A 26007-nucleotide genomic window follows, 5' to 3' on the forward strand; every position below is an offset into this window, starting at 1 on the left:
CGCTGCCCGCCGGTGATCTTCGTGTAGAGCTGGAAGTCCCGGGCCACCTCGCCGATCACGATGAGCTTCTCCGGGGTGATCTCGCCGCCCGGGATACGCGGCACCACCGAGTAGCTGCCGTCGCGTTGCAGGTTGGCGAGGAAGTGGTCGTTGGTGTCCTGCAACGACGCCTGCTCACCGTCGAGCACGTGCCCGCTGCCCAGCGACGCGAGGATCGACGCCACCACCGGCTTGCAGATGTCGCAGCCGCGCCCCCGACCGTGTTCGGCGACCAGCCGGGAGAACGTGCGGATGCCGCGTACGCGGACGATCTCGAACAACTCCCGGCGACTGACGTCGAAGTGCTCGCAGAGCGCGCTGGACTGCGCCACGCCGGCCGCGTCCAGGAGCTGCTTCAGCATCGGCACGCAGGAACCGCAGCTCGTGCCGGCCCGGGTGCACGCCTTCAACGCCGGCACGTCCGCGCAGCCGCCGGCGATGGCGGCGTCCACGTCGCCCCGGGTCACCGCGTTGCAGGAGCACACCTGAGCCTCGGCGGGCAGGGCCCCGGCGTCCGCCCCGCCACCGTCCGGGGCGAGCAGCGCCAGCGGGGCCGCCGGCAGCGGGCCCCCCACGCTGGCCCGCAACGTCGGGTACGCGCTGGCGTCACCGACCAGCACTCCGCCGAGCAGGGTGTGCGCGTCGTCGGAGAGGACCAGCTTCGCGTAGACCCGCGTGGCCGGGTCGGTGAAGGTGACGTCCAGGCAACCGGGGGTCACACCGTGGGCGTCCCCGAACGAGGCCACGTCGACCCCGAGCAGCTTGAGCTTGGTGGCGGTGTCCGCGCCCGGGAACGTCGCCGCGCCGCCGACCAGCCGGTCGGCCACCACCTCAGCCGTCGCGTACCCCGGCGCCACCAGTCCGTGACAGATGCCGTCGACCGCCGCGCACTCACCGATCGCCCAGATCCGCTCGTCGGCGCTTTGGCAGGTCTCGTCGACCAGCACCCCGCCGCGCGGACCCAGTGGCAGGTCGGCGTTCCGGGCCAGCTGGTCCCGGGGCCGGATACCGGCGGCCACCACCACCAGCTCGGCGTCGAGCGCACCACCGTCGGACAGCTCCAGCGCGGCCACCGCGCCGTCCGGGCCCGGTCGGATCGCGCTGGTCGCGACCCCGAGATGGGTCCGTACGCCCAACTCGTCGACGTAGCGCCGCAGCATCGCGCCGCCGGCCTGGTCCACCTGCACCGGCATCAGCCGGGGCGCGAACTCGACCACGTCGGTGCTCAGGCCGAGCAGCCGCAGCGCGTTCGCCGCCTCCAACCCGAGCAACCCGCCACCGATGACCGCGCCGACCCGCCGGCCCTCCGCGTACGACCGGATCGCCGCCAGGTCGTCAAGCGTCCGGTAGACGAAGACCCCGGGCAGCTCCGCGCCGGGCACCGGCGGCACGAACGCGTACGACCCGGTGGCCAGCACCAGCGCGTCGTACTGGTACTCGCCGACGTCGGTGGTCACCACCCGCCGCACCCGGTCGATGGCGGTGGCCGGTTCGCCCAGACGCAGCAGCACCCCGTCGTGCGGTGTGTACAGGTTGAGTTCGCTTTCGCTGACGCCATCGAAGTACGCCGAGAGCCGCACCCTGTCGTACGCCGGGCGTCGCTCCTCGGCCAGCACTGTCACCCGCCAGCGGCCCTCCGGGTCGCGAGCGCGCAGCGCGTCGACGAAGCGCTGCCCGACCATGCCGTTGCCGATGACGACCAGATCGCCGCCGTTCATCGCGTCACCTCCACCGATTCCGCCTGGCTCAGCCAGTCGACGATGCCGCCCACCGCGTCCCGGCACCCGCCGCAGCCGGTGCCGGCCCGGGTCGCCGCCACCACCGCGTCGACAGTCCGGGCTCCGGAGCGCCAACTGCGTACGAGTGCGCCCTTGCTCACTGTGTTGCACTGGCAGACAGTGGCCGCGTCCGGCATCAGCGCCGGTGACGCGGCCGGGGTCGCGCCGGTCGTGCCCAGGGCCCGGCCCAACAGGAGTGCCCGCCGGTCGGCCGGGACCGGGTGACCACGGTCGAAGAGCTGGATCACCGTCCCGACGGCCGGGTTGTCGCCGAGCAGGATCGCGCCGATCAGCCGCTCGTCGCGGATCCGCAGCCGGGCGTACGTGCCCCGGGCCGGGTCGGTGAAGGTCAGCTCCTCGCCCGGCCCGCCGCTGACCGGGTCACCCATCGAGGCCAGGTCGATCCCGGCGGCCTTGAGCCGGGTCACCACCGGCTGGGGGCGGTACCGCGCCAACGGGTCCGTCCCGGTCAGCACGTCCGCGAGCACCCGCGCCTGGGCCCAGGCGGGCGCGACCAGCCCACTGAGCACACCGTCGTGCTCGGCGCAGTCGCCGATCGCCGAGATGGAGCGGTCGTCGGTGCGGAGCCGGTCGTCCACCACCACCCCGCGCCGGACGGTCAGCCCGGCGGCCTGCGCCAGGGCGGTGTCCGGGCGTACGCCGCAGGAGAGCACCAGCAGGTCGGCGTGCAACGTCCGGCCGTCGGCGAGGTCGAGGCGTACGCCGTCGGCGTCGGCGGCTACGCCGGTCGCCGGTACCGCGAGTTGCACGGTGACGCCGAATCCGGCGAGCGTGCCGGCGAGCACCGCACCGGCCGCCGGGTCGAGCTGCCGTTCCATCAGGTGCTCCCTCGGGTGCACCACTGTGGTGGTCAACCCCCGGCTGGCCAGGCCCCGGGCGGCCTCCAGGCCGAGCAGACCGCCGCCCAGCACCAGGGCGCTGCGTGCGCCGTCCGCTGCGGCGAGGATCCGCCGGCAGTCGTCCAGGGTCCGGAAGGGAACCACCCGCTCCGGGAGGTCCGCCGGATCGAGGCCGGGCAGTGGCGGCACCACCGCTCGTGCGCCAGTGGCCAGCACCAGGTGGTCGTACCCGATGCGTTCGCCGCCGTTGGTGTGGACCTCCCGCGCGGACCTGTCGATGGCGGTCACCGGTACGCCGGTGCGCAGGTCGATGCCGTGCCCGGCGGCCTCGGTCAGCTCCACGTCCGGCTCGTCGATGCGTCCGGCCAGCAGTGTGGAGAGCAGGATGCGGTTGTACGCGCGGTGCGGCTCCGCCCCGAGCACTGTGACCTTCCGGTCCCCTTCCCGGGCGTGCAGTTCGCCCGCGAGGCGGGCGCCCGCCATGCCGTTGCCGACGATCACCACCCGGGCGGTCATGCCTTCTCCACCCGGACCGCGCAGATCTTGAACTCGGGCATCCCGGAGATCGGGTCGACCGCGTCGTTGGTCACCGAGTTGGCCCGTCCTGCTCCGGCGTAGTGGAACGGGGCGAACACCGTGTCCGGTCGGATCCCGGCGCTGAGCCGGGCCGGGGCGCACAACTCGCCCCGACGCGAGGTGACCCGCACCGGGTCGCCGTCGTCGACGCCCAGTCGGGCGGCCAGATCGGGGTGCAACTCGACGAACGCCTCCGGGGCGGCCCGCCGCAGCGCGGGTACCCGGCGGGTCTGGGTGCCCGACTGGTACTGCGTCAGCACCCGGCCGGTGGTGAAGTGCAGCGGGTACGTCGCGCAGACTTCCTCGGCGGCGGGCCGATGGTCGACGCTGTGGAACCGGGCCCTTCCGTCCGGGGTCGCGAACCGGTCGGCGAAGAGCCGTGGCGTGTCCGGCCCGTCCTCGGTGCGGCAGGGCCAGTAGACGCCGTCCTGGTCGTCGATCCGGGCCCAGCTGATTCCGGCGTAGTCGGCCGCCCCACCGGCGGAGGCCCGACGCAGCTCGGCGAAGACGGTGGCCGGGTCGGCCGGGAACCGTGCTGCCGCAACGGCTTCCGGCCGCGCGCCGGGTGACCCGGTGCCGGCCGTTCCGATGACGGCCGTTTCGGCGGTCGCCAGTCGGGCGGCGAGGTCGGAGATGATGGCCAGGTCGGTGCGTACGCCCGGCGGGGGGTTGCGCAGCGCGCGACGACGCAGCACCCGACCTTCCAGGTTGGTCATCGTGCCGTCCTCCTCGGCCCACTGCGCGGTGGGCAGCACTACGTCGGCCAGCGCGGCCGTCTCGGAGAGCAGCAGGTCGGCGACGACCAGCAGGTCGAGGTCACGCAATCGCCGCTCGATCCGGGTCGCCCGGGGCGCGGAGACCACCGGGTTGGAGCCGAAGACCAGCAACGCCCGGGGGCCGTCCGGAGTGCCGAGCGAGTCGAGCAACTGGTAGGCCGGCACACCCGGGCCGGGCAGCTCGTCGGCTGTCACCCCCCAGACCTCGGCGACGTGCTCCCGGGCCGCCGGATCGTCGATCTTCCGGTAGCCGGGGAGCTGGTCGGCCTTCTGCCCGTGCTCCCGCCCGCCCTGGCCGTTGCCCTGACCGGTGAGGCAGCCGTACCCCGAACCGTCCCGGCCGGGCAGGCCGAGAGCGAGAGCCAGATTGACGTACGCGGTGACCGTGTCGACGCCCTTCGCGTGCTGCTCGGCGCCGCGCGCGGTCAGGATGATCACGCGTCCGCCGGTGCCCAACGCGCGGGCGGTCGCCTCCAGATCGGCCACCGGCACCCCGGAGAGCTGTTCCGCGCGGGCCGGCCACCAGGCGGCGACGGTCCGGCGTACCGCCTCGAAACCACTGGTGCGCTCGGCCACGTAGGTGCGGTCGACCCACCCCTCGGTGAGCGCGATGTGCAGCAGCGCGTTGGCCACCGCGAGGTCGGTGCCGGGCAGCGGTTGCAGGTGCAGGTCGGCCTGACGGGCGGTCGCGGTGACGCGGGGGTCGACGACGATCAGCTGTCCGCCGTTGCGGCGCTGCTCGGTGAGCCAGCGCACCAGCGGTGGCATGGTCTCCGCCGGGTTGGCACCGACCAGCAGCAGCGTGTCAGCCCGGCCCAGGTCGGCGAGTGGGAACGGCAGCCCCCGGTCGATGCCGAAGGCCCGCATCCCGGCGGCCGCGGCCGAGGACATGCAGAACCGTCCGTTGTAGTCGATGTGCCGGGTGCGTAGCCCGATCCGGGCGAACTTGCCCAACGCGTACGCCTTCTCGTTGGTCAGGCCACCGCCACCGAAGACGGCCACCGCGTCCGGGCCGGCGTCGTCCTGGATCGCGCGGATGCCGGTGACGATCCGGTCGAGCGCGGCGTCCCAGCTCGCCGGGCGCAGCTCGCCGGTGGCCGGGTCGCGCAGTAGCGGGGTGGTCAGCCGCTCCGGGTGGTCGAGCAGTTCGGCGGCGGTCCAACCCTTCTGGCAGAGCCCGCCCCGGTTGGTGGGGAACTGGCGGGGGTGGACCGTCACACCGGTGTCGTCCTCGCGCAGCGTCATGCCGCACTGCAAGGCGCAGTACGGGCAGTGCGTCGCCACCTCCCGGGGCGTAAGCCCCGGTCGAGTTGCCGACTGTGCACCGTCTGTCATGTCGGGAAAGCGTGCCGCCGAGCGGTTTCCGGTCCGGGTCCCTTCTGTTTCGGTCCTGTCAAGTGGGGCTCACACCGCACCGGGGCAGCGAGCCCGTTGGAGGGTGCGGGTTCGAGCCTGTGGAGCTGAATCGTTTACGACATCGACTGTTGATTCGTTTGCGACATCAGCTCCACAGCGGCAGCGCACGTCACCCCACGGTCGGTCAGCGCACGTCGTAGCGGTGTGGTCGGCGGGTCAGTGACAGCCAGCCGAGGAACCGGGCGTGGAGTGCCCGCGGGTCAGGATGAACGCCCAGGGAGTACAGGTCGTGAACCGCATCCTGCATGTTCGCTGCCAGGTAGAACGCCAGGGCGACCGAATGGCCGTAGAACTCGGTCGCCAGGTGAAGCTGAGCCGGTGCACACGGCCAGGGCGCCGCGCAGTTACGGCAGAGCCACGCCGGGCGCATCGGCTGGTGCGGGCGAGGTCGGCGGCTCATCCGACCCTCACCGGACCGCGCTTGATTGGCGCGCCGGTGGTCGGGCGACGGGCTGCTGGGGCGGGCGGGTCCGGCCAGATCAGGCCCGCCGACATCACGAACAGGCTCCGGCGCGCGACCGCAGCACCCTTCGCGGCCAGCTGGTAACCGTCGATCCACAGCCACCCGTCGTACGTCGGCCAGTCGAGTACGCGAATCACCCGGACGAAGATCGGGCGCATGAACTGCACACTCGCCGCGCGGGTCAGGTGCAGGACTTCACCCGTGTGCGGTCGCCGTGGCGTGGGCTTCGGCTCGGGTCTCCGATCGTGCGGCTCATCCGGCACGGCGCGCTCTCCCCTAATCGTCACTGTGGGAAGGGCCGCCCGTGGTGCACCCGTGGAGATCTTGGACAGTTTCCGTTACGCGAGAACGGAAACTGTCCAAGATCTGCGGCAGGCCAAGGGCGGCCCCGACACGAACGCGTCCGCCGGGTCTCGGGTCCCTACCGGCCGCGCCGTCTGCCGGTTACATTGCCGAGAGCGATGGGATCAGTACACGACGTAGCCCTATTCCCGGGGACGTTCGGGACGTTCTTCGTGGAGGCGGGATGAACCATGCACTTCAATTAGCCATGGCCGAAGCTGGTGAGACAGCCGAGAGTCTTGCAGCTCAGACGGGGGTGGATCCGAAAACGGCAGCGCGGTGGATAAGCCCGGGACGCGTGCCGCAGCCCCGTCGGCGCGCAAAGCTGGCTGCGCTCCTCGGGAGGGACGTTGGGGACCTCTGGCCGGATGTCCTTAAGCGGCGCGAGCCGCAATGGCTGCGCGAGTGGGTCGACTGGGAACGTGAAGCCGTTGCGATCCGGTGGTTCGAGCACACCTGGGTGCCCGGCCTTCTGCAGACGGACGCGTATGCGCGGGCGACGTTGACGGGCGAAGCGTTGACGCTTGACGAAGTTGACGATGTGGTCGCCTCCCGCATCGACCGCCAGGCCATCCTTCGCCGCGAACGTCCACCCCTTCTGGTCACAGTCGTCCACGAACTGGTCCTGTACCAATCGGCGTATGGCGACCGGTCATTGATGCGTGAGCAGGTCGCCCACCTTGCGCAATGCGCGGCACTGCCCGCTGTTCAGGTGCTCGTAGTGCCGCAGGACGTCGGGATGTATCCGGGCCTCGGCGGGGGGTTCATCGTGGCCGAGTTGCCCGACGGCGGGCAGGTCGCACATATCGACAGCCAGGTGCGGGCGCAGATCCTTAATGGAGCTGCGGACGTTGCTACGCTCAATCACAGGTGGGAACGCATCAGAAGTGAGGCTCTTTCCCGTCAACAGTCCCTCGACCTGATCAGGAAAGCAGCGGGATCATGGACCTGACCGGCGCGCAGTGGCGTAAGAGCACAAAGAGCGGAAACAACGGAGGCTCGTGCGTCGAGGTCGCTGGCAATCTCCCCGGCGTCGTCCTCGTCCGCGACACCAAAGACCGCGACGGCGGGACGCTGACCTTCGAGCCGGCAGCATGGGCCGGCTTCGTCGACCTGGCGAAGGTGATCGGCCCCGTCGGCTGACCAGTGCAGCACAAACCGCCCCCGGTGTCCTGGAGGTCTCACGGAACCGGGGGCTTTTCGTGTGTCCAGGATGAGGTCCGCTCACCGTGCAGCGCTTATAATGTGGGAAAACTGTCTCAAAGTTTGGGAGATGGCGATGAGCGTGACGGACGTTTTCGACGCGGTGGCCGGCACCTACGACGAGGCGCGCCGGCGGTTGGTGCCCTGCTTCGACAGCTTCTACGGCACCGCCGTCCAGGTCGCCGCGCCGCCGTTGCGGGCCGCGCTCGCCGCGGGGCGTACCCCGGAGGTTCTGGATCTGGGCGCGGGCACCGGCCTGCTCTCGTTGCTGCTCGCTGCGGCGGTGCCCGGAGTCCGGCTGACCCTGGTGGACGGAGCGCCGGCGATGCTCGCCCGCGCCGCCGACCAGTTGGACGCGCGGTCCGTGCCATACCTGACGGTCCACGCCGACCTGGCCGACGAGCTGCCGCCGGGCCGGTACGACGCGGTGGTCAGCGCGCTGGCGATCCACCACCTGGACGACGCCGGCAAGCGTGCGCTCTACCGGCGGGCCGCCGCCGCGCTGGCACCGGGTGGGGTGTTCGTCAACGCCGAGCAGGTCGCCGGCCCGACCCCGGAGCTGGACCGGCGCTACGACGAGGTGTGGATGGAGCAGATCACCGAATTGGGTGCGTCCCCCGAGGAGATCGCCGGCTCCCGGGCCCGGATGCGCCACGATCGGCCGGCGACCGTGGCCGACCAGTGCCGGTGGCTCGCCGAGGCCGGCCTGGTTGACGTCGACTGCTACTTCAAGGAGTGGCGTTTCGCGGTGTTCGGCGGTCGCGCCGCGTGACGACAACCGGTTTGTGCGTTTCGCCGCCCGGGGGCGAGCCGGTGAGCGCAGGGATGACTGTCGGTCATACCTCTGGGTAATCTGCTCGGCATGACTGCCAAGGTGACTCTCTCGTTCACGGACGAGACGATCGAGGAGGCCCGGCGGTTCGCCAAGCGCGAGGGCCTGTCGCTCTCCGCGTGGATGGACCAGGCCGCCCGGGAGAAGGCGCTGCGCGAGGTCTTCACCCAGCACGCCGCCGCCGTGGGCCGAGCCGGTCTGGACCTGGAGTCCGCCGCTCTCGCCGACGCCCGCGAGGTGGGCATGGTCAACGACCTGCTCTCCGGCGGACGGCCGCGTGCTGCGTAGGGGAGAGGTCTGGCGCATCGAGGGCGCCCGGGAACGCCTCGGGCTCGTGGTCAGCTCGGACGTCTACAACTCCACCGACGTACCCATCGTGATCGTGGTCGAGGTCGTCGAGGAATCGCTGCTGCGTGACTCGCCGCTCGCCGTGTCGATGGGTCGGTACGTCGTGATGCCCGACCGCATCTCCTCGCCGATGAAGAAGTGGTTCACCGAATGCGTGGACGTCGCCGACACCGACACCATGCTCCGGGTCGGCCGCGCGCTGCGCATCCTCCAGCAACTCTGATCGGCACCTCACCACCGCCGCCGACCCGTGGTGCGGTCCACGTTTCCGGGCCGACCCGCGACGGGCACTGTCAGGTAACCCGACGTTCCTAGCGTTCCTCCTCGTCACACCGACGAGGAGGAGCCGCCGTGAGCACGCTCACCAGCACCGCAGTCGCCCCCGGACCGCCGGCCACCACCGGCCATGCGCGCCGGCTCGACGACTGGCGCCCCGAGGACCCCGACTTCTGGCGGACGACGGGCGCGCCGATCGCCCGGCGCAACCTCTGGGTCTCGATCTTCGCCGAGCACGTCGGCTTCTCGGTCTGGAGCCTCTGGTCGGTCACAGTGCTCTTCCTCGGCCCGGCCTACGGCATCGACCCGGCCGGGAAGTTCCTGCTCACCGCCGTACCCGCCGCGCTGGGCGCGGTGCTGCGGCTGCCGTACACGCTGGCGGTGGCCCGCTTCGGCGGACGGCGCTGGACGATCATCAGCGCACTCATGCTGCTGGTGCCCACGGTGCCGATGACGGTGCTGCTGGAACCCGGGGTGTCCTACTCCACCCTGATGGTGCTCGCCTGCCTGACCGGCGTGGGCGGGGGCAACTTCGCCTCATCGATGGCGAACATCAACCTGTTCTACCCGGAGCGGCTCAAGGGCCGGGCCCTCGGGCTCAACGCGGGCGGTGGCAACCTCGGCGTACCCGCTGTGCAACTGGTCGGGCTGGCCGTCCTCGCCACCGCCGGTGCCGCGTACCCCCGGCTGGTCCCGGCGGTCTACCTGCCGTTGATCGTGCTGGCGGCGCTGGCGGCGGCCCGCTGGTTGGACACCGTGCCCGGCGCGCGCAACGAGCCCGGCGCGCTGCGCGAGGCGGCCCGCGACCCGCACACCTGGGTCATGTCACTGCTCTACATCGGCACCTTCGGCTCGTTCATCGGCTTCGGCTTCGCCTTCGGCCAGGTGCTCCAGCTCCAGTTCGCCGAGCGGTTCCCCACCCCGGTCGACGCCGCCTGGCTGACCTTCCTCGGTCCGCTCGTCGGCTCGCTGATCCGCCCGCTCGGCGGGCACCTGGCCGACCGGTTGGGCGGGGCCCGGGTGACCTTCTGGAACTTCGTCGCGATGGCGGCCGGCGCGGGCACCGTGCTGTACGCGGCCCGGGAGCGCTCGTTCGGGCTCTACCTCGCCGGGTTCATCGCCCTCTTCGTCTTCTCCGGCATCGGCAACGGCTCCACCTACAAGATGATCCCGGCGATCTTCCGGGCCCGGGCGGCGGACGCCGTGGCCACCGGTCGACGCGATCCGGAGGCGGCCGCCCGGTGGGCGCGGCGGATGACCGGCTCGCTGATCGGCATCGCGGGCGCCGTCGGCGCGTCCGGCGGGGTGCTGGTCAACATCTCGTTCCGTCAGTCGTTCCTCGGCTCCGGCAACGCCGACGCCGCCTATCTGGCCTTCATCGGCTGGTACGCGTTGTGCTTCGCTGTCACCTGGGTGGTCTACCTGCGGCCCCGGGCCAATCGGCTGGCCAACGTGTGAGCTGAGCCACGTACGGCGTGTCGGTGCGGCGGACCGTACCCCCGTTTTGACCTGCGGACGGGGCGCCGGGTATCGTTGCCTGCTGTTGTACGACATCCAGAGGCGTGCCCCATCAGGTACGCTTGGTCGTTCGTGCGCGCTGGTCCGGCCTGCAAGATCTGGTCACCTCGGCGCGCGACCCCAGACCGACGACGAGACAAGGTAGACCTGTGCGTACGTACAGCCCGAAGCCGGGTGAGATCGAGCGTCAGTGGCACGTCATCGACGCCTCTGATGTCGTGCTGGGCCGCCTGGCCACCCACGCCGCCACGTTGCTGCGTGGTAAGCACAAGCCGACTTTCGCGCCGCACGTCGACACGGGCGACTTCGTCGTCATCGTGAACGCGGGCAAGGTTGCGCTGACCGGCAACAAGCGCCACACCAAGGTCGCTTACCGCCACTCCGGTTACCCGGGTGGTCTTAAGCAGGTCGGCTACGACGAGCTGCTGACCAAGCGCCCCGAGCGGGCCATCGAGCTCGCGGTGAAGGGGATGCTCCCGCACAACAAGCTCGGCCGTCAGCTGATCAAGAAGCTGAAGGTCTACGCCGGTGCCGAGCACCCGCACCTCGCGCAGCAGCCGGTGCCGTTCGAGATCAAGCAGATCGCGCAGTGAGCGCGGGCGAAGGAAGCAGCATGACCGACATCACCGAGACCGAGGTCGCCCCCGAGGTCACCGAGGCACCGGCGCCCGTCGCCCGCGCGCCGCGTGGTGACCGCCCGATCCAGACCGTGGGTCGGCGCAAGGAGGCCATCGTCCGGGTCCGTATCGTCCCGGGCACCGGCAAGATCACCTGCAACGGTCGCGACCTCGAGGCCTACTTCCCGAGCAAGGTGCACCAGCAGCTCATCAAGGACCCGCTGGTCACCGCCGAGAAGCCCGAGGCGTTCGACGTCATCGCCAACCTGCGTGGCGGCGGCACCACCGGCCAGGCCGGTGCGCTGCGGCTGGCCATCGCGCGTGCGCTGATCGTCAACGAGCCGGACGACCGCCCGGCCCTGAAGAAGGCCGGCTTCCTCACCCGGGACGCCCGGGTCAAGGAGAGCAAGAAGTACGGCCTCAAGAAGGCCCGTAAGGCTCCCCAGTACTCGAAGCGCTGATCTTTCCCAGCGCGTTGTACTTCTGACGGACGGCCGGTCCGCCTCCCCGCTCGGGGAGGTGGGTCGGCCGTTCCGCTTTCTCCTCATTGGTCGTGCTCATTCGGAGGTTGGCGGGTATGGGTCGGTTGTTCGGCACGGACGGCGTACGCGGGCGGGCGAACGCGGATCTCACCCCCGAGTTGGCGTTGGCGCTCGCCGTGGCCGCCGCGCACACACTCGCCGAGACAGACCGCAGCCATCCGCCGCTCGCCGTCGTCGGTCGGGACACCCGGGCCAGCGGCGAGATGCTGGAGGCCGCCGTGGTGGCCGGCCTGACCAGCGCCGGTGCCAACGTGGTGCGGGTCGGCGTGCTGCCCACCCCCGCGGTGGCGTTCCTCACCGCCGAGGCCAAGGCTGACCTCGGCGTGGTGCTCTCCGCGTCGCACAACCCGATGCCGGACAACGGGATCAAGCTCTTCGCCGCCGGCGGGCACAAGTTGCCCGACGAGATCGAGATGCAGATCGAGGCGGCCGTTGAGACGAACAGCACCACCGCCTGGGAGCGCCCGGTCGGTGCCGGCGTCGGCCGCGTGCACGACCTGCTCGACGGTGCGGACCACTACGTCCAGCACCTGGTCGGCGCCCTGCCGCACCGGCTGGAGGGCATCAAGGTCGTGGTCGACTGCGCCAACGGCGCGGCGAGCGAGGTAGCTCCCGTCGCCTACCGGGAGGCCGGCGCGGAGGTCGTCGCGATCAACGCCGAGCCCGACGGGCTGAACATCAACGACGAATGCGGCTCCAACCACATCGAGGCGCTGCGCGAGGCCGTTGTCGAACACGGCGCCCACCTGGGCATCGCCCACGACGGCGACGCCGACCGCATCGTCGCGGTCAGCGCCGACGGCGACGAGGTGGACGGCGACCAGGTCATGGCGATCCTGGCGCTGGCCATGCGCGAGGCCGGCACGCTCACGCAGGACACCCTCGTCGCCACCGTGATGAGCAACCTCGGACTACGGCTCGCGATGTCCGCGCAGGGCATCCGGCTGATCGAGACCAAGGTCGGCGACCGGTACGTGCTGGAGGAGTTGCGCGCCTCCGGTCTGGCGCTCGGCGGTGAGCAGAGCGGTCACATCGTGATGCCCGCACACGCCACCACCGGCGACGGTGTGCTCACCGGCCTGCACCTGATGGCCCGGATGGCGGCCACCGGCCAGTCCCTCGCCGAGCTGGCCTCGGTGGTCACCAAGCTGCCCCAGGTGCTGATCAACGTGCCGGTCGGCGACCGGACCGTCGGCGCCAACGCGCCCGCCGTCCGCGCCGAGGCTGAGCGCGCCGAGGCGGAGCTGGGTGAGACCGGCCGGGTGCTGCTGCGCCCGTCGGGCACCGAACCGCTGGTGCGGGTGATGGTCGAGGCCGCCACCGAGGCGACCGCCCGCGAGGTCGCCGAACGGATCGCCGAGCAGGTTCGCACCGCCAGCCCTGCCACGTCGTAGGTCGGATGGGCGCTGTGGAGCTGAAGCGTCAGCTCCACAGCCCCGGCCCGTCCAGCTCAGCGGCGCAGCGTGCGCAGCCGGGTGACCGCCTCGGTCAGCACCTCGGGGCGCTTGCAGAAGGCGAAGCGGACCAGCCGCCGGCCGGCGTCGATGTCGTCATAGAAGACCTGCGTGGGCACCGCCACCACACCGCAACGCTCCGGCAGGGAACGGCAGAACTCCACTCCGTCCCGGCCGCCGAGGGCGGTGATGTCGGCGGTGACGAAGTACGTCCCCTCCGAGCCGAGCACGTCGAACCCGGCGTCGGTGAGACCGTCGACGAGTTGGTCACGTTGCTGCTGAAGCCCGTCCCGGAAGCCGGTGTAGTAGTCGTCCGGCAGGGCCAGCGCCACGGCCACCGCCGGTTGCAGCGGCGCGGCGTTCACGTACGTGAGGAACTGCTTCACCCGCACCACCGCCGAGACCAGCGCCGCCGGACCGCTCGCCCAACCGACCTTCCAGCCCGTGCAGGAGAACGTCTTGCCTGCCGACGAGATGCGCAGCGTCCGCTCCCGCATCCCCGGCAGGGTGGCCAGCGACACGTGCGGGCTCGCCGCGTCGGTGAAGACCAGGTGCTCGTACACCTCGTCGGTGACCGCGTACGCGTCGAACTCCTGGCACAGGTCGGCCACCATGGCCAACTCGGCCGGGGTGAAGACCTTGCCGGTCGGGTTGTGTGGTGAGTTGAGCAGCACCAACCGGGTGCGCGGGCCGAACGCCGCGCGAAGCGCCACCGGGTCGAAGGCGTACCTGCCGTCGGCCGTCGGGCGCAGGGTCACCGGTCGCCGGACCGCCCCGGCCAGTGCGATCGAGGCGGCGTACGAGTCGTAGTACGGCTCGAAGCAGACCACCTCGTCGCCCGGTTCGCAGAGCGCGAGGATGCTCGCCGCGACAGCCTCGGTCGCCCCCGCGGTGATGACGACCTCGCCGTCCGGGTCGTACGTCAGGTTCTGGAATCGTTGCTGGTGGGCGGCGACCGCCGCGCGCAGGGCGGGGATACCCGGGCCGGGCGGGTACTGGTTGTGCCCGCCGCGCAGCGCCTCGGCGGCGGCGGCCAACATCTCCGGTGGTCCGTCGGTGTCGGGAAACCCCTGGCCGAGGTTGACCGCTCCGGTGCGCACGGCGAGGGCGGACATCTCGGCGAAGATCGTCGTGCCGAACGGCCGCATCCGGGCCACCAGCGGGTCGACATCGGTGCTCGTCACCTGCGCCAGCCTAAGGCCACCGACGGGTCGAACCCCAGACCCGTCGGGCTCATTCGCGTTCGCCCACGCCCACGCCCGCCTCACGCCCACGCCCGCCTCACGCCCACGCCCGCCCTCGCGCCCGCTTGATCGACACGAGATCGCCGATATCGGGGTATCGACGGCATCCGGATACCCCCACCTCGGCGAACCGGTGTCGATCAAGCGGGATCGGCCACGCCCAGCCTCATTCGGGTGCGCAGGAGATGCCGTAGTACCCCTGTTCCTTGATGACCACCGGCTTGCCGACGCCGGTGATCGTGACGGTGCAGTCGATTGGCGTGGTGTTGTTGATGTCGGGCCCGGTGGCCTCGACCATCACCCTGGTCTGGCCGTTGGTCCGAATGGTGGTGCGCCACGGCAGCGTCGCGCCGTCGACATGCATGAGATCGCTCTCGGCGTCGTAGTACGCGATGTCCGCGGTACCCGAGCCGGTGACCTCGTAGACCACAGTCACCGGGGCCGGCCCCGACGTCGGCCGGGTGATCGGCTGCTTGCTCGGGGTCGAGGCCGCGGGGCCGGACCGCTCCGGAATGGGCGCACGTGTGGTGGGTGCGGTCCAACCGTCGTCAGGAACGACCCACGGCTCCCCGGCGACCGGGTCCGAGCCGGGCTCGTCGAGCAGGAAACCACCCGCGCAGAGGCAGCCACAGACGAGCACGACCAGCACCACGAAGGCCGCGACGACGATCCCCACGATCCGACCGGCGCTCGTGCTCCGGCCGCCGCTGAACTGCGGATAACCCGGGTAGGCGTACGGCGGCGGATAACCGTGGGGCGGCCACGCTACCTGCGGTGGCCATCCAGCTTGCGGCGGCTTCCCGGGAGGCGGGGGCCAGCCGGCGTGGGGCGGCCAGCCGGCGGGCGGGGGCGATCCGGCGTACGGGGGCGAACCGGCGTGCGTCGGATCCGCCGCGTACGTCGGGTCCGAGGTGTCGGGCTGGGGCGGCGTCCACGGGGACGCTGGTGATTCGGGCGTCCACGGGGGCGTGGGTGATCCGGGCGTCCACGGGGACGCTGGTGATCCGGGCGTCCACCCGGTGGTGGGCGGTTGCGGCGTCCACTCGGTCGTGGGCGGTTGCGGCGTCCACGGCGCGGGCGTCCAGGGGGCCGGTGGCGCCCACGGCTGGCCCGGGGCGAGCGGGTCGGGTGCCGGCAGCGAAGCCGAGGACGGGGACGCCGTCGGATCCGACGGTGGCGGGCTGGGAAACGGGTCCGGCGGCGAGGAGGGGGACGGATCGGGCGGCGGCGCGTCGGACATGGCTGCTCCGGACGGGATCGGGTATGGGACGAACGGGCCGAGGGCAGGCGCGCGTAACCCGCCGAGAGACTTTCGTACCTCCAGGCGTGCCGCAACCCCGTCTGTCCCGCGCTGTCCCCCGAGCGGGCTGTGACGCTCGTCCCGTTGCGACCCGCCAACCACCTATCGCTCAAATTCGGTGATCGATAACCCGACTTTCGAGCACCCAACGTGAGTGAAACTGGGTTAGGCTGCGGGCCATGTGTGGAATCGTGGGATATGCGGGCGCGCGCCCCGCACTGAGCATCGTGCTCGACGGACTGCGGCGGCTGGAATACCGCGGCTACGACTCGGCGGGCGTCGCGATCGTCTGCGACGACCAACTGCTGACCGAGAAGAAGGCCGGCAAGCTGGCCAACCTGGAGAAGGTGCTCTCCGAGCGGGCCGCCGACGACCCGACCTCCTGCGCGGCCAGCCCGATCGGCATCGGTGACGGCACCACCGGCATCGGCCACACCCGCTGGGCCACCCACGGCGGCCCGACCGACCGCAACGCCCACCCGCACGTCGCACCGGACGGCCGGGTCGCGGTCATCCACAACGGCATCATCGAGAACTTCGCCAAGCTGCGTGCCGAGCTGGAGGCCGACGGGGTCCAGTTCGCCAGCGACACCGACACCGAGTGTGCCGCCCACCTGCTCTCCGCCGCGCTGGCCGACCTGCGCGCCGCCGGTCAGCCGGACGGCCCGCAGCTGCTCGCCGCCGGTATGCGGGTGGTCTGCCAGCGACTGGAGGGTGCGTTCACCCTGCTCGCTGTGGATGCCGCAGTGCCCGGCGCGGTCGTCGGCGCCCGGCGTAACTCCCCGCTGGTCGTCGGTCGGGGCAACGGGGAGAACTACCTGGCCAGTGACGTGGCGGCGTTCATCGAGCACACCCGGGAAGCGGTCGAGCTGGGTCAGGACCAGATCGTCCTGATCACCGGTGACAGCATCGAGATCACCGACTTCGAGGGCCAGCCTGCCGCCGGCAAGGACTTCCACATCGACTGGGACTCCTCGGCCGCGGAGAAGGGCGGCTACGACTGGTTCATGCTCAAGGAGATCGAGGAGCAGCCGCAGGCCATCGCCGACACGCTGCTCGGCCGGCTCACCGAGACCGGTGAGATCGCCCTCGACGAGGTCCGCCTTAGCGACCAGGACCTTCGCGACGTCGACAAGATCTTCATCGTGGCGTGCGGCACGGCGTACCACGCCGGGATGGTCGCCAAGTACGCCATCGAGCACTGGACCCGGATCCCGTGCGAGGTGGAGCTGGCCAGCGAGTTCCGCTACCGCGACCCGGTGCTCGACCGGTCCACGCTGATCGTGGTGATCTCGCAGTCTGGCGAGACGATGGACACCCTGATGGCGCTGCGCCACGCCAAGGATCAGAAGGCCCGGGTGTTGGCGATCTGCAACACCAACGGCTCGACCATTCCGCGCGAGTCGGACGCCGTGCTCTACACCCACGGTGGGCCGGAGATCGCCGTCGCCTCCACCAAGGCGTTCCTCACCCAGGTCGTCGCCTGCTACCTGATCGGCCTGCACCTGGCCCAGGTGCGCGGCATCAAGTTCGCCGACGAGGTGGGCGCGGTCGTCGCCCAGTTGCAGGAGATCCCGAGCAAGCTGCGTGAGCTGCTCGACCGGATCGAGCCCGTTCGCGAGCTGGCCCGGGACCTGAAGTCCGAGCCGACAGTGTTGTTCATCGGCCGGCACGTCGGCTACCCGGTGGCGCTGGAGGGTGCGCTGAAGCTCAAGGAGTTGGCGTACATGCACGCCGAGGGCTTCGCTGCCGGCGAGCTGAAGCACGGCCCGATCGCTCTGATCGACAAGGGCACCCCGGTGATCTGCGTGGTGCCGTCGCCGGTCGGCCGGGGCATGCTCCACGACAAGGTCGTCTCCAACATCCAGGAGGTTCGGGCGCGCGGTGCGCGGACCATCGTGATCGCCGAGGAGGGCGACGAGGCCGTCGTGCGGTACGCCGACCACCTGATCTACGTGCCGCGTACGCCGACCCTGCTGGCCCCGCTCGTCACCACTGTGCCGTTGCAGGTGCTCGCCGCCGAGATCGCCGCCGCTCGTGGGCACGACGTGGACCAGCCCCGCAACCTGGCCAAGTCGGTCACCGTCGAGTAGCCGCTCAGCGACCCAACACGACCCGGGCCATCCCGTCCAGCGCGGGATTGCCCGGGTCCCAGTAACCGGTGTGGCCGCCCCGCCCGCCGTCGAAGACCCGGCCGCCGAACCCCGGGTCCGACGGGTCGTGACCGAACCACAGCTCATGCCCGGTGCGGTCGGGCCAGCCGAGCACTGCGGCCAGCGGCGCCGCACCCAGCAGGGCCCGGTGTCCCAGCTCGTCCGCCGACCGGGCCGCGCGGATCACGTCGCCGGAAGCGCTGCTCGCCCAGACCTCCCCGGGCGGCACGCCCAACTCGGTGGCGTGCGCCGCGCCGACCCCGGGCGAGCCGACGAAGACCAGCGCGTCGGCGGCCAGCCCGTGCTCCCGGGCGGCCACACCCACCACCAGCGACCCGTAACTGTGCCCGAGCACGGTCTGCCGGGCCGGTGGCCCCTCGTGGGTGGCCCGCAACCCTTCCTGAAAGCGGTGCAGCGCCGGACCGGCGTCACGCGCCTGACCCGCCGAGGCAGCCTCGGTCAGGGAGTCCGGAGCGTCGTAGTCCAACCAGAGCACTGCCGCGCTGCGCTCACCCGGGGCGAGCGCCGCGCACCGGTCCAGCACCCGCGCCGCCCTGCCCAGCTCACCGGGGGCGTCGTCCAGGCCGGCGGTCATCCCCGGCACGTAGGTCAGCACCCGGTCAGCCCGGTCCGGGTCGCCGAGCGCCATCACCACCCGCCCCTCACCGGCCGGATCCAACCCGAGCAGGTACGCCCGGGGCTCCCCGCCGGCCGCCAGCCGTCCGGCCAGCGCGTCCAGGCCGGCCAACCGGCCGGCGACGCCACGCAGCCGGAGCGACGTGAGTGGCAGGGGCGGCACCCGGGACAGCAGTTCGCGCCGCTCGGCCAGCAGTTCCTCCCGCCACACCCCGAGGTGCAGCCGGTTGGCCTGGTCGCGGTCGGTCGCCGGCACGCCGTCCCACCTGCCGACCAGTGCCGGCTCGTGCCCGATCAGCCACCGTCGCTGCGCCGGTGTCAAGCCTGACCACCAGGCGTGGACAAGAGTCGGCGTGGCATCCAGGGCCGGTCGGCCCGGCGGTGGCGGGGACGCCCACCCGGTGCCGGCGGCCCGGGCCAGCTCGTCCAAACGGTCGGCGGCGAGCCGATCGGCGACCCCCGCCCCGTCGAGCGCCTCCCGCAGGGCGGCCGTCACCAGGGCCGCAGCCACGCCATCCCGCTCGGTGGACCGTTGTCGGGCGGGATCGACGTGCACCCCGCCCGAGCGGTCCACCACCAGGCCGGCCGCGCCCGCCTGGGCGACCGCGTCGGCGAGCCGCGCCTTCGCCACCGTCAGTCGTCCGGCCAGCTCGGCAAGCACCTGATCGGCCTCGATCAGTGCGGGCGCGACCGACGTCAGCTCGTCCCGCAGAGCGACGAGCCGGGAGCCCGCCGCAGTGGCCGCCGCGCCGGACCAACCATCCCGCAACCGGCCGCCCGCCGCCCGCAGCTCACCGGCGCGACGGTCGACCTGCTCGGTCAACCCGGCCCAGGCCACCCCGGCGGCCCGCCACCCGCTCGGGTCGGCCGCCCACAGTTGCCGGTAACCGACGCCGCTCACCGGGGCAGGGCGGCGAAGCGGTCGGCCGCCCGATCGTCCACCGTCTCGTACGCCTCGGCTGCCGCCCGCACCCCCTGCGAGGTCACCGCGACCCGGGCGCCCAGCCGGCACAGCCAGGTGTGCGCGGCCGCCTCCAGACCGGCCAGCGCCGTGCCGGCTCGCCACTCCGGCGCCGCGACCAGCAACCCGGGCGTCCCCGCCAGGCCCAGCGCCAGCCGGTGCGCCTCGCCGTCGAGCGTGCCGGCGACCGCCCGCAACTCCTTCGGCCGGACGACGAACGACTCATCGGTCATGACCCCACCCCCGTGGACGATCGGCTTCGACGCGCTGACGCTAGGCCCGTACCGGTGGCCGTCAGGTGCCCTGTGGACAGCCCGCGGTGAGGCGTACCCCGGCCTGTCCACAGGCGTTGCCCGGCGCGGACCCGACGGCTAATCTGCGGCCGCGACCGCCGGTAGGGTGGTGTGGTGATCGTCGCCGTCGGCATCGACGTGGTCCTGGTCGACCGGTTCGCGCGGGCGCTGGCCCGGACGCCGCTGCTCGCCGACCGGCTCTTCACCACGGCCGAGCGGCACACCCGCGCCGGTGCCCCACGCTCGTCGGAGTCGCTCGCCGCCCGCTTCGCCGCCAAGGAGGCAGTGGCCAAGGCGCTCGGTGCGCCGGCCGGGCTCAACTGGCACGACTGCGAGATCGTGTCCGACCCGGACGGCCGCCCCCGGCTCGCCGTCTCCGGCACCGTCGCCGCGGCGGCCGAGGCGCGTGGAGTCAACCACTGGCATCTGTCGTTGTCGCACGACGGGGGAATCGCGTCGGCGATGGTGGTCGCGGAACGGTGACGTCGGCTGGGCGGGCCGATCCGGTCCACCCGCGAACGGGATGGGACACGGTGGCATGAGATCGGTGTGGCGGGTTGCCGACGTACGGGCGGCAGAAGCAGGGCTGATGGGCACACTGCCGGAGGGGACGCTGATGCAGCGCGCCGCCGCCGGGCTGGCCCGTCGGGCCGCTCTCCTGCTCGACGAGCGCGGCGGGGTCTACGGCGGCCGGGTGCTGCTGCTGGTCGGCTCCGGTGACAACGGCGGCGACGCCCTGTACGCGGGGGAGCGGCTGGCCCGCCGGGGTGTCCACGTGTCCGCCCTGCTGCTCACCCCCGGGCGCGCGCACGCCGCCGGGTTGGCCGCGCTGCGAGCGGCCGGCGGTCGGCTGGTGCCGCAGCCCACCGGCCCGGTCGACCTGGTCCTCGACGGGATCGTCGGCATCGGTGGCACCGGTGGCCTGCGGGCTAACGCGGACGAGGTGGTCCAACGTCTCGGCGAGCTGCGGGGGCGGGACGGTGAGCGGGCGACTGTCGTGGCGGTCGACGTGCCGAGCGGGGTCGCGGTGGACACCGGCCACGTTCCGCTGTCCGCGTCCGGGCGACCGACCGCCGTGCGGGCCGACGTGACGGTGGCGTTCGGCGCGCTGAAGCCCGCACTGGTGGTCGGGCCGGCCGCCGCCCTGGCCGGGCAGGTGGAGTTGGTCGACATCGGGCTGCGGCCGTGGCTGCGAGGCACCCCCGCGCTACGAGCCACCGAGTGGTCCGACCTGGTCGAATGGTGGCCGGAGCTGGGACCGGCGTCGGAGAAGTACACCCGGGGTGTGGTGGGGGTCGCCACCGGCTCGGAGACCTACCCCGGCGCGGCGGTGCTCTCCGTCGGCGGGGCTCTGGCCGGGCCGACCGGCCTGGTCCGCTACGCCGGCAGCGCCCGCGCCGAGGTGCTGCACCAGTACCCCTCGGTGATCGCCAGCGGGCGGGTCGCCGACGCGGGCCGGGTGCAGGCCTGGGTCTGCGGCTCCGGGTTGGGCACCGGCGCGGACGCGGCAGCCGAGTTGCGCGCCGTACTGGCCGCCCCGGTGCCGGTGGTGCTCGACGCCGACGCGCTGACCCTGCTGGTGGACGGCTCGCTCGCCGACCGGCTGCGGGGCCGGGACGCGCCGATCGTGGTCACCCCGCACGACCGGGAGTTCACCCGACTCTGCGGGGAGGAGCCTGGCACCGACCGGGTCGGCTCCGCGCTGCGGCTGGCCGCCTGGATGAACGCCGTGGTGCTGCTCAAGGGGGATCGCACGGTGATCGGCACCCCAGACGGTCGGGCGTACGTCAACCCGACCGGCACCCCGGCGCTGGCCACCGGCGGCACCGGCGACGTGCTGGCCGGGCTGCTCGGCTCGCTGCTGGCCGCCGGAGTGCCCGCCGACCGGGCTGCGGCCTCGGCCGCGTACCTGCATGGGCTCGCCGGCCGGGAGGCGGCCCGGGGCGGGCCGGTGACCGCGCCCGACGTGGTCACCGCGCTTCGCCCGGTTGTCGCCCGGCTGGGCTGATCGTGCCGTCCCGGTCGGGTCGGCACCCGGGGGCGTGCGTCGCCGCCCCCGGTGATCACGGCGGAAAGTAGGCTGGGTGCATGTGGCAGGCCGAGGTACGCGTCGATCTTGACGCCATCCGCGAGAACGTGAGCCGACTCCGCTCCGGCACCACAGCCGAGCTGATGGCTGTGGTGAAGGGCGACGGGTACGGCCACGGCATGCTCCCGGCCGCCCGCGCTGCGCTCGACGCCGGCGCGGACTGGCTCGGTGTCTGCACCCTCGACGAAGCGCTCACCCTGCGGCGGGGAGGGGTGACCGCGCCGGTGCTGGCCTGGCTACTCGCGCCGGGGCTGCCGTTGCACGAGGGGATCAGCGCCGGGGTGGACCTGGGCGCCGCCAGCCTGCCGCAACTGGACGAGATGATCGAGGCGAGCCGGCTCGCCGGGCGTCCCGCCCGCCTACACCTGAAGATCGACACCGGGCTGTCCCGGGGCGGCGCGACCGTCGCCGACTGGCCGGCGCTGCTGGACGCCGCCACGAAGGCGCAGGCCGACGGCCTGGTCGAGGTGGTCGGTGTGTGGAGCCACTTCGTGTACGCGGACTCGCCCGGCCACCCCACCACCGACCGTCAGCTGGCCGTCTTCCACGAGGGGTTGGCCATGGTCGAGCGGGCCGGTTTACGGCCGCGCTGGCGGCACCTCGCCAACTCGGCGGCCACCCTGACCCGCCCGGACACCCACTTCGACCTGGTCCGCCCCGGCATTGCCATCTACGGCCTCTCCCCGGTCGCCGGTGAGACGTACGGGCTGCGGCCGGCGATGACCGCCCGTGCCCGGGTGATGCTCACCAAACGGGTGCCCGCCGGCACCGGTGTCTCCTACGGGCACACCTACACCACCGAGGCCGACGCGAACCTGGCAGTGGTCCCACTGGGGTACGCCGACGGGGTTCCCCGGCATGCGTCCAACACCGGGCCGGTGCAGCTCGCCGGAGCGCGAAGGACCATCTCGGGGCGGGTCTGCATGGACCAGTTCGTGATCGACTGCGGTGACGACCCGGTGGCCGACGGCGACGTGGCGACCCTGTTCGGCAGCGGCGTCGACGGCGAACCGACGGCCGACGACTGGGCCGAGGCGGTCGGCACGATCAACTACGAGATCGTCACCCGCTTCGGCAGCACGCGCGTGCCTCGGATCTATGACGGCGAACGGCCATGAGCTACCGCATCCCGCGTCCGCGCACGGCGGCGGGTCGGGTCGCCGGCATCGTCGGCGCCGCGGTGGGGGTGGCCGCGGCAGGCCTGGCGGCCGGCGTCGCGACCGAACGCACACTGGTCCGCCGCTTCAAGGCCGACCCGACCGACCGCTACGCGCATGAGACGTTCGGCGAGCAGCGGTACGACGACGCGTTTCGTCTGGAGCTGCCGGACGGCACGGACATCCACGTCGAGGTGGTCGAGCCGACCCGGCCGGTGTCGGGGCACCCGACCGTGGTGCTGGTGCACGGCTTCTGCCTGGACATGGGGACGTTCCACTTCCAACGTCAGATGCTCGCCGAGCGCGGTGACTACCGGATCGTGGCGTACGACCAGCCTGGTCACGGCCGATCCGGCCGGTTGGAGACCGGGGAGTACGACCTCGCGGTGCTTGGCCGGACGCTGCGCCAGGTGATCGACCGGACCGCGCCGGACGGGCCGCTGATCCTGGTCGGTCACTCGATGGGCGGCATGACCATCATGGCGTTCGCCGAGTTGTTCCCGGAGCTGTTCGGTGACCGGGTGGTGGGCACGGTCCTGATGGCCACGTCGGGCGGGCTCATCGCGGAGACCAAGCTCGTCGCACCCGCGCTGCTCGGCCGGGTCGGCGGCCCGGTGCTGTACATGGTCAGCAACGCCACCCGGTACGGCGGGCCGGTCATCGACAAGGCCCGCAAGTCGACGTCGAACGTGGCCTGGCTGCTGACCCGCAAGTACGGCTTCGGCACCCGCAAGCCAAGCCCGGCGCTGGTGTCGTACGTGGAGACGATGAACTCCCGGACGTCGGCCGACACTGTCACCCGCTATCTGCGTACCCTGGCCACCCACTCGCGCTTCCCGGCGCTGGCGGCACTGGCGGCGACCCCGGTCCTGGTGGTGGTTGGCGACAAGGACATGATCACCCCGGTGACCCACTCCGAGGAGATCGTCCGGCGGCTGCCGCACGCCGAGTTCGTGAAGATCAAAGACAGTGGTCACGTGGTGATGCTGGAGCACGCCGACGAGGTCAACGCCGCGCTCGCGCGGTTCCTCGAGTCGATCGCAGAGCCGGAGGAACGGTGAGTCACGTCGTCAAGCTGCCGACCGTCGAGGACACCCGGGAGTTCGGCCGCCGCCTGGCCGGGCTGCTGCGCGCCGGCGACCTGGTGCTGTTGACCGGCCCGCTGGGCGCCGGCAAGACAGCGCTCACGCAGGGCATCGGCGCCGGGCTCGGTGTGCTCGGAGACGTCACCTCGCCGACGTTCGTGATCGCCCGGGTGCACCGGCCCGACCCGGCCCGGGACGGTCGGGTGGCGCTGGTGCACGCCGACGCGTACCGGTTGGGGGCTGCCACCGATCCGCGTGCCGAGATCGACGACCTGGACCTCGACGCTTCGGTGGACGACTCGGTGACAGTTGTGGAGTGGGGCGAGGGCCTGGTCGAGCAGTTGGTCGACGCGCACCTGCGGGTTCGGATCGACCGCCGCGACGACGACACCCGCGTCATCGAGCTGGACCCGGTCGGTGGTGACTGGGCTCGGCGGCTCGCCGACCTGGGCTAGGGCGGCCGCTGTCGTACCCGATGCCTAGAGTGCGGGGGACCGACCCGCGCTGTGAGAGGTTCCTGATGCCCGACGACGCCCCCGCCCTGGATCTGTTGGCCCTGCTGCCGGAGCAGTGGCGTGCCGTGCTCACCCCGCACCTGGACGCGGCGCGCACTGCCGCGCTGGGCGAGTTCGTCGCCCGCGAATACGCGACGCAGACCGTCTTCCCGCCGGTGGAGGACCTGTTCTCGGCCTATCGACTGTGCCCGCCGCAGGCCACCCGGGTGCTGATCCTCGGTCAGGACCCCTACCACCGGGCCGGGCAGGCACACGGGTTGAGCTTCAGCGTCCGCGACGGTGTGACGGTGCCACCGTCGTTGCGCAACGTCTTCAAGGAGTTGGGCGAGGACGTCGGCGTTCCCAAGCCGCGCAGCGGCAACCTCGACGGTTGGGCCGCCCAGGGTGTGTTGCTGCTCAACGCGGTGCTGACCGTCCGTCAGGCCACCCCGGGCTCGCACGCCAACGCCGGCTGGGAGGAGTTCACCGACGCGACCATCCGGGCGTTGGACGCGTCACCGGACCGGGTTGTCTTCCTGCTCTGGGGTGGCTACGCCCGCAAGAAGGCCGCCCTGGTCACCAACCCGCAGCACGTGGTGCTGGAGGCCGGCCATCCCAGCCCGATGAACCCGCGCGGCTTCCTCGGCAGCCGACCGTTCAGCGCGGCCAACAAGGCTCTCGCCGATGCCGGCCTGCCCACCATCGACTGGGAGCGCACCGCCGGCTGAACTCAGCCGCCGCTGGTCAGCTGGCGGTCCCGATAGCGGCGCAGCAACTCGGCGGCCCGGGCGTCGGTCAGCTCCAGCTCGACCAGCGGCACCACCTGGTAACTCCGCCGACCGTGGCGCACCTCGATCGTCTCGGGCAGCTCGTCGCACATGGTGGCCCTGATTTCGCCGTACGTGGTCGACCACCGGTGCTCGCCCGGCTCCTCCGGCTCCAACCACACTCCGCCGAACTCACTCCAGCGGGCGTTCCACCGCTGGCCGTAGTTCGTCTCCAGCCAGCGGGTGAACAGCTTGGAGTCCTGCCAGCGCAGGGCGATCTCCGGCGCGTCGACCGGCACCGGCGCGCCCTGCAGCAACGCGGCGGTGCTTCCGGTGAGCACCTGCGGGAAGTCGGGCAGCCGGTCCAGCAGTTCGTCCAGGCCGAGCTCCTCGATCCGCTCCGCGATGGGACGCACCGCCAGGTCGTCGATGCGGGCATCGAGGTGCGCGTCCAGCGGTTCGACCCCGACCACCAACTGCACGTCCATCGCGGCGAGCAGTCGTTCCAGCACCGGGATGTTTGGCGCACGGTCGCCGCGCTCGATCCGGGCGATCGCTGTCTGACTGACCTTGGCGAGTTCGGCGAGTTGACGTTGGGTCAGTTCGCGCAGCTGCCGCTCGCGTCGCACCGTGGCGCCGAGCAGGGTGACGAGGCGAGTGGACGGCATCCTGGCATGGTGAACCAGCCGAACCAGCAGCGACATCGCTGAGCCGGATTGCTGACTGTGTCGGCGTCTCGGGTGGGGGTGCCCTGTTCTGTTGAGCGTGATTCCGCTGTGGCATCTAGA

At 72.0% G+C, this 26007-nt stretch carries 26 protein-coding genes; 16 read left to right on the forward strand and 10 right to left on the reverse strand.

The features are described from left to right. From nirB to ACWCO3_RS09720, 5 genes are all read right to left on the reverse strand, one after another. Positions 1–1757 (reverse strand): nitrite reductase large subunit NirB (gene nirB / locus ACWCO3_RS09700; RefSeq protein WP_450009407.1); only part of this gene is annotated, 1757 nt, incomplete at its 3' end. Next, complete coding sequence (locus ACWCO3_RS09705; protein ID WP_358051754.1) at positions 1754–3193, reverse strand: FAD-dependent oxidoreductase; 1440 nt, start codon at positions 3191–3193, stop codon at positions 1754–1756. The genes ACWCO3_RS09705 and nirB, both read right to left, overlap by 4 nt. Beyond that, positions 3190–5364 (reverse strand): molybdopterin oxidoreductase family protein, encoded by a 2175-nt coding sequence (locus ACWCO3_RS09710; RefSeq protein WP_450009410.1) that lies wholly within the window; start codon positions 5362–5364, stop codon positions 3190–3192. Before ACWCO3_RS09710 ends, ACWCO3_RS09705 begins: the two co-directional genes overlap by 4 nt. Before the next feature lie 205 nt (positions 5365–5569). After that, on the reverse strand, positions 5570–5845 hold the full coding sequence (locus ACWCO3_RS09715) for a hypothetical protein (protein WP_145778931.1): 276 nt from the start codon (positions 5843–5845) through the stop codon (positions 5570–5572). After that, entirely contained in the window at positions 5842–6066 is a 225-nt protein-coding gene (locus ACWCO3_RS09720) for a hypothetical protein (RefSeq protein WP_145778932.1), read from the reverse strand. Before ACWCO3_RS09720 ends, ACWCO3_RS09715 begins: the two co-directional genes overlap by 4 nt. A 368-nt stretch (positions 6067–6434) precedes the next feature. On the opposite strand from ACWCO3_RS09720, the gene ACWCO3_RS09725 reads away from it, so the two are divergent. The 9 genes from ACWCO3_RS09725 to glmM all read left to right on the forward strand — a co-directional run bounded on the left by ACWCO3_RS09725 (position 6435) and on the right by glmM (position 12980). Beyond that, a complete protein-coding gene (locus ACWCO3_RS09725; RefSeq protein ID WP_145778933.1) occupies positions 6435–7202 on the forward strand; it encodes a helix-turn-helix domain-containing protein in 768 nt (255 codons plus the stop codon). Beyond that, a complete protein-coding gene (locus ACWCO3_RS09730) occupies positions 7193–7393 on the forward strand; it encodes a DUF397 domain-containing protein (RefSeq protein ID WP_450009413.1) in 201 nt (66 codons plus the stop codon). Before ACWCO3_RS09725 ends, ACWCO3_RS09730 begins: the two co-directional genes overlap by 10 nt. A 136-nt stretch (positions 7394–7529) precedes the next feature. Further along, positions 7530–8225, forward strand: a complete 696-nt coding sequence (locus ACWCO3_RS09735) for a class I SAM-dependent methyltransferase (protein WP_358165344.1) — start codon at positions 7530–7532, stop codon at positions 8223–8225. A 90-nt stretch (positions 8226–8315) separates the two neighbouring features. After that, positions 8316–8573: a DUF6364 family protein gene (locus tag ACWCO3_RS09740; protein ID WP_145778936.1), complete on the forward strand. Its 258-nt coding sequence runs from the start codon at positions 8316–8318 to the stop codon at positions 8571–8573. Beyond that, positions 8563–8856 (forward strand): hypothetical protein, encoded by a 294-nt coding sequence (locus tag ACWCO3_RS09745; protein WP_145778937.1) that lies wholly within the window; start codon positions 8563–8565, stop codon positions 8854–8856. The genes ACWCO3_RS09740 and ACWCO3_RS09745 overlap by 11 nt, the downstream gene beginning before the upstream one ends. Before the next feature lie 128 nt (positions 8857–8984). Next, complete coding sequence (locus ACWCO3_RS09750) at positions 8985–10367, forward strand: nitrate/nitrite transporter (protein ID WP_358165347.1); 1383 nt, start codon at positions 8985–8987, stop codon at positions 10365–10367. Positions 10368–10576: 209 nt separating this feature from the next. Then, a complete protein-coding gene (gene rplM, locus ACWCO3_RS09755; protein ID WP_088987625.1) occupies positions 10577–11020 on the forward strand; it encodes a 50S ribosomal protein L13 in 444 nt (147 codons plus the stop codon). A 20-nt stretch (positions 11021–11040) separates the two neighbouring features. After that, positions 11041–11505 carry a 30S ribosomal protein S9 gene (gene rpsI / locus ACWCO3_RS09760; protein ID WP_145778939.1) on the forward strand — a complete coding sequence of 155 codons (465 nt, stop codon included), beginning with the start codon at positions 11041–11043 and terminating at the stop codon, positions 11503–11505. A 116-nt stretch (positions 11506–11621) separates the two neighbouring features. Further along, positions 11622–12980 carry a phosphoglucosamine mutase gene (gene glmM, locus ACWCO3_RS09765; protein WP_145778940.1) on the forward strand — a complete coding sequence of 453 codons (1359 nt, stop codon included), beginning with the start codon at positions 11622–11624 and terminating at the stop codon, positions 12978–12980. A gap of 56 nt (positions 12981–13036) precedes the next feature. Here the strand turns inward: glmM and ACWCO3_RS09770 are convergent, their stop codons facing one another. Both ACWCO3_RS09770 and ACWCO3_RS09775 read right to left on the reverse strand, forming a co-directional pair. Beyond that, entirely contained in the window at positions 13037–14224 is a 1188-nt protein-coding gene (locus ACWCO3_RS09770) for a pyridoxal phosphate-dependent aminotransferase (RefSeq protein WP_450009417.1), read from the reverse strand. Between the two features lie 226 nt (positions 14225–14450). Then, positions 14451–14960 (reverse strand): MmpS family transport accessory protein, encoded by a 510-nt coding sequence (locus ACWCO3_RS09775; RefSeq protein WP_358165354.1) that lies wholly within the window; start codon positions 14958–14960, stop codon positions 14451–14453. A gap of 803 nt (positions 14961–15763) precedes the next feature. On the opposite strand from ACWCO3_RS09775, the gene glmS reads away from it, so the two are divergent. Then, positions 15764–17677 carry a glutamine--fructose-6-phosphate transaminase (isomerizing) gene (glmS, locus tag ACWCO3_RS09780; protein WP_145778943.1) on the forward strand — a complete coding sequence of 638 codons (1914 nt, stop codon included), beginning with the start codon at positions 15764–15766 and terminating at the stop codon, positions 17675–17677. Positions 17678–17681: 4 nt separating this feature from the next. On the opposite strand, the gene ACWCO3_RS09785 is transcribed toward glmS, so the two are convergent. Together ACWCO3_RS09785 and ACWCO3_RS09790 are read right to left on the reverse strand one after the other, a co-directional pair. Further along, entirely contained in the window at positions 17682–19274 is a 1593-nt protein-coding gene (locus tag ACWCO3_RS09785; RefSeq protein WP_358165357.1) for an alpha/beta hydrolase, read from the reverse strand. Further along, positions 19271–19567, reverse strand: a complete 297-nt coding sequence (locus ACWCO3_RS09790; RefSeq protein ID WP_357929731.1) for a type VII secretion target — start codon at positions 19565–19567, stop codon at positions 19271–19273. Before ACWCO3_RS09790 ends, ACWCO3_RS09785 begins: the two co-directional genes overlap by 4 nt. Positions 19568–19741: 174 nt before the next feature. Here ACWCO3_RS09790 and ACWCO3_RS09795 point away from each other — a divergent pair, with 174 nt between their 5' ends. The 6 genes from ACWCO3_RS09795 (at position 19742) to ung (ending at position 25180) form a co-directional block, all read left to right on the forward strand. Continuing rightward, entirely contained in the window at positions 19742–20110 is a 369-nt protein-coding gene (locus tag ACWCO3_RS09795; protein ID WP_145778946.1) for a holo-ACP synthase, read from the forward strand. A gap of 55 nt (positions 20111–20165) precedes the next feature. Further along, positions 20166–21635, forward strand: a complete 1470-nt coding sequence (locus ACWCO3_RS09800) for an NAD(P)H-hydrate dehydratase (RefSeq protein WP_450009420.1) — start codon at positions 20166–20168, stop codon at positions 21633–21635. Positions 21636–21715: 80 nt separating this feature from the next. Continuing rightward, the gene (gene alr / locus ACWCO3_RS09805) at positions 21716–22834 is read left to right on the forward strand and encodes an alanine racemase (RefSeq protein ID WP_145778948.1); all 1119 of its coding nucleotides are present in this window, start codon (positions 21716–21718) and stop codon (positions 22832–22834) included. Next, entirely contained in the window at positions 22831–23934 is a 1104-nt protein-coding gene (locus ACWCO3_RS09810) for an alpha/beta fold hydrolase (protein ID WP_145778949.1), read from the forward strand. The genes alr and ACWCO3_RS09810 overlap by 4 nt, the downstream gene beginning before the upstream one ends. After that, complete coding sequence (gene tsaE, locus ACWCO3_RS09815; protein ID WP_145778950.1) at positions 23931–24413, forward strand: tRNA (adenosine(37)-N6)-threonylcarbamoyltransferase complex ATPase subunit type 1 TsaE; 483 nt, start codon at positions 23931–23933, stop codon at positions 24411–24413. Before ACWCO3_RS09810 ends, tsaE begins: the two co-directional genes overlap by 4 nt. A 65-nt stretch (positions 24414–24478) precedes the next feature. Beyond that, positions 24479–25180, forward strand: a complete 702-nt coding sequence (ung, locus tag ACWCO3_RS09820) for a uracil-DNA glycosylase (RefSeq protein ID WP_145778951.1) — start codon at positions 24479–24481, stop codon at positions 25178–25180. Positions 25181–25182: 2 nt separating this feature from the next. Here the strand turns inward: ung and ACWCO3_RS09825 are convergent, their stop codons facing one another. After that, positions 25183–25887, reverse strand: coding sequence for a helix-turn-helix domain-containing protein (locus ACWCO3_RS09825; RefSeq protein ID WP_244311557.1), 705 nt, complete (start codon positions 25885–25887; stop codon positions 25183–25185). Between the last annotated feature and the right edge of the window lie 120 nt (positions 25888–26007).

It is taken from the genome of Micromonospora sp. NPDC002411 (assembly GCF_053592955.1).

Excerpts from the sequence above, each read along its gene's own strand:
- ACWCO3_RS09705 (WP_358051754.1), bottom strand. The coding sequence starts at position 3,193 with ATGACCGCCCGGGTGGTGATCGTCGGCAACGGCATGGCGGGCGCCCGC.
- ACWCO3_RS09710 (WP_450009410.1), bottom strand. The coding sequence starts at position 5,364 with ATGACAGACGGTGCACAGTCGGCAACTCGACCGGGGCTTACGCCCCGG.
- ACWCO3_RS09715 (WP_145778931.1), bottom strand. The coding sequence starts at position 5,845 with ATGAGCCGCCGACCTCGCCCGCACCAGCCGATGCGCCCGGCGTGGCTC.
- ACWCO3_RS09720 (WP_145778932.1), bottom strand. The coding sequence starts at position 6,066 with ATGCGCCCGATCTTCGTCCGGGTGATTCGCGTACTCGACTGGCCGACG.
- ACWCO3_RS09725 (WP_145778933.1), top strand. The coding sequence starts at position 6,435 with ATGAACCATGCACTTCAATTAGCCATGGCCGAAGCTGGTGAGACAGCC.
- ACWCO3_RS09730 (WP_450009413.1), top strand. The coding sequence starts at position 7,193 with ATGGACCTGACCGGCGCGCAGTGGCGTAAGAGCACAAAGAGCGGAAAC.
- ACWCO3_RS09735 (WP_358165344.1), top strand. The coding sequence starts at position 7,530 with ATGAGCGTGACGGACGTTTTCGACGCGGTGGCCGGCACCTACGACGAG.
- ACWCO3_RS09740 (WP_145778936.1), top strand. The coding sequence starts at position 8,316 with ATGACTGCCAAGGTGACTCTCTCGTTCACGGACGAGACGATCGAGGAG.
- rpsI (WP_145778939.1), top strand. The coding sequence starts at position 11,041 with ATGACCGACATCACCGAGACCGAGGTCGCCCCCGAGGTCACCGAGGCA.
- glmM (WP_145778940.1), top strand. The coding sequence starts at position 11,622 with ATGGGTCGGTTGTTCGGCACGGACGGCGTACGCGGGCGGGCGAACGCG.
- glmS (WP_145778943.1), top strand. The coding sequence starts at position 15,764 with ATGTGTGGAATCGTGGGATATGCGGGCGCGCGCCCCGCACTGAGCATC.
- ACWCO3_RS09790 (WP_357929731.1), bottom strand. The coding sequence starts at position 19,567 with ATGACCGATGAGTCGTTCGTCGTCCGGCCGAAGGAGTTGCGGGCGGTC.
- ACWCO3_RS09800 (WP_450009420.1), top strand. The coding sequence starts at position 20,166 with ATGAGATCGGTGTGGCGGGTTGCCGACGTACGGGCGGCAGAAGCAGGG.
- alr (WP_145778948.1), top strand. The coding sequence starts at position 21,716 with ATGTGGCAGGCCGAGGTACGCGTCGATCTTGACGCCATCCGCGAGAAC.
- ACWCO3_RS09810 (WP_145778949.1), top strand. The coding sequence starts at position 22,831 with ATGAGCTACCGCATCCCGCGTCCGCGCACGGCGGCGGGTCGGGTCGCC.
- ung (WP_145778951.1), top strand. The coding sequence starts at position 24,479 with ATGCCCGACGACGCCCCCGCCCTGGATCTGTTGGCCCTGCTGCCGGAG.
- ACWCO3_RS09825 (WP_244311557.1), bottom strand. The coding sequence starts at position 25,887 with ATGCCGTCCACTCGCCTCGTCACCCTGCTCGGCGCCACGGTGCGACGC.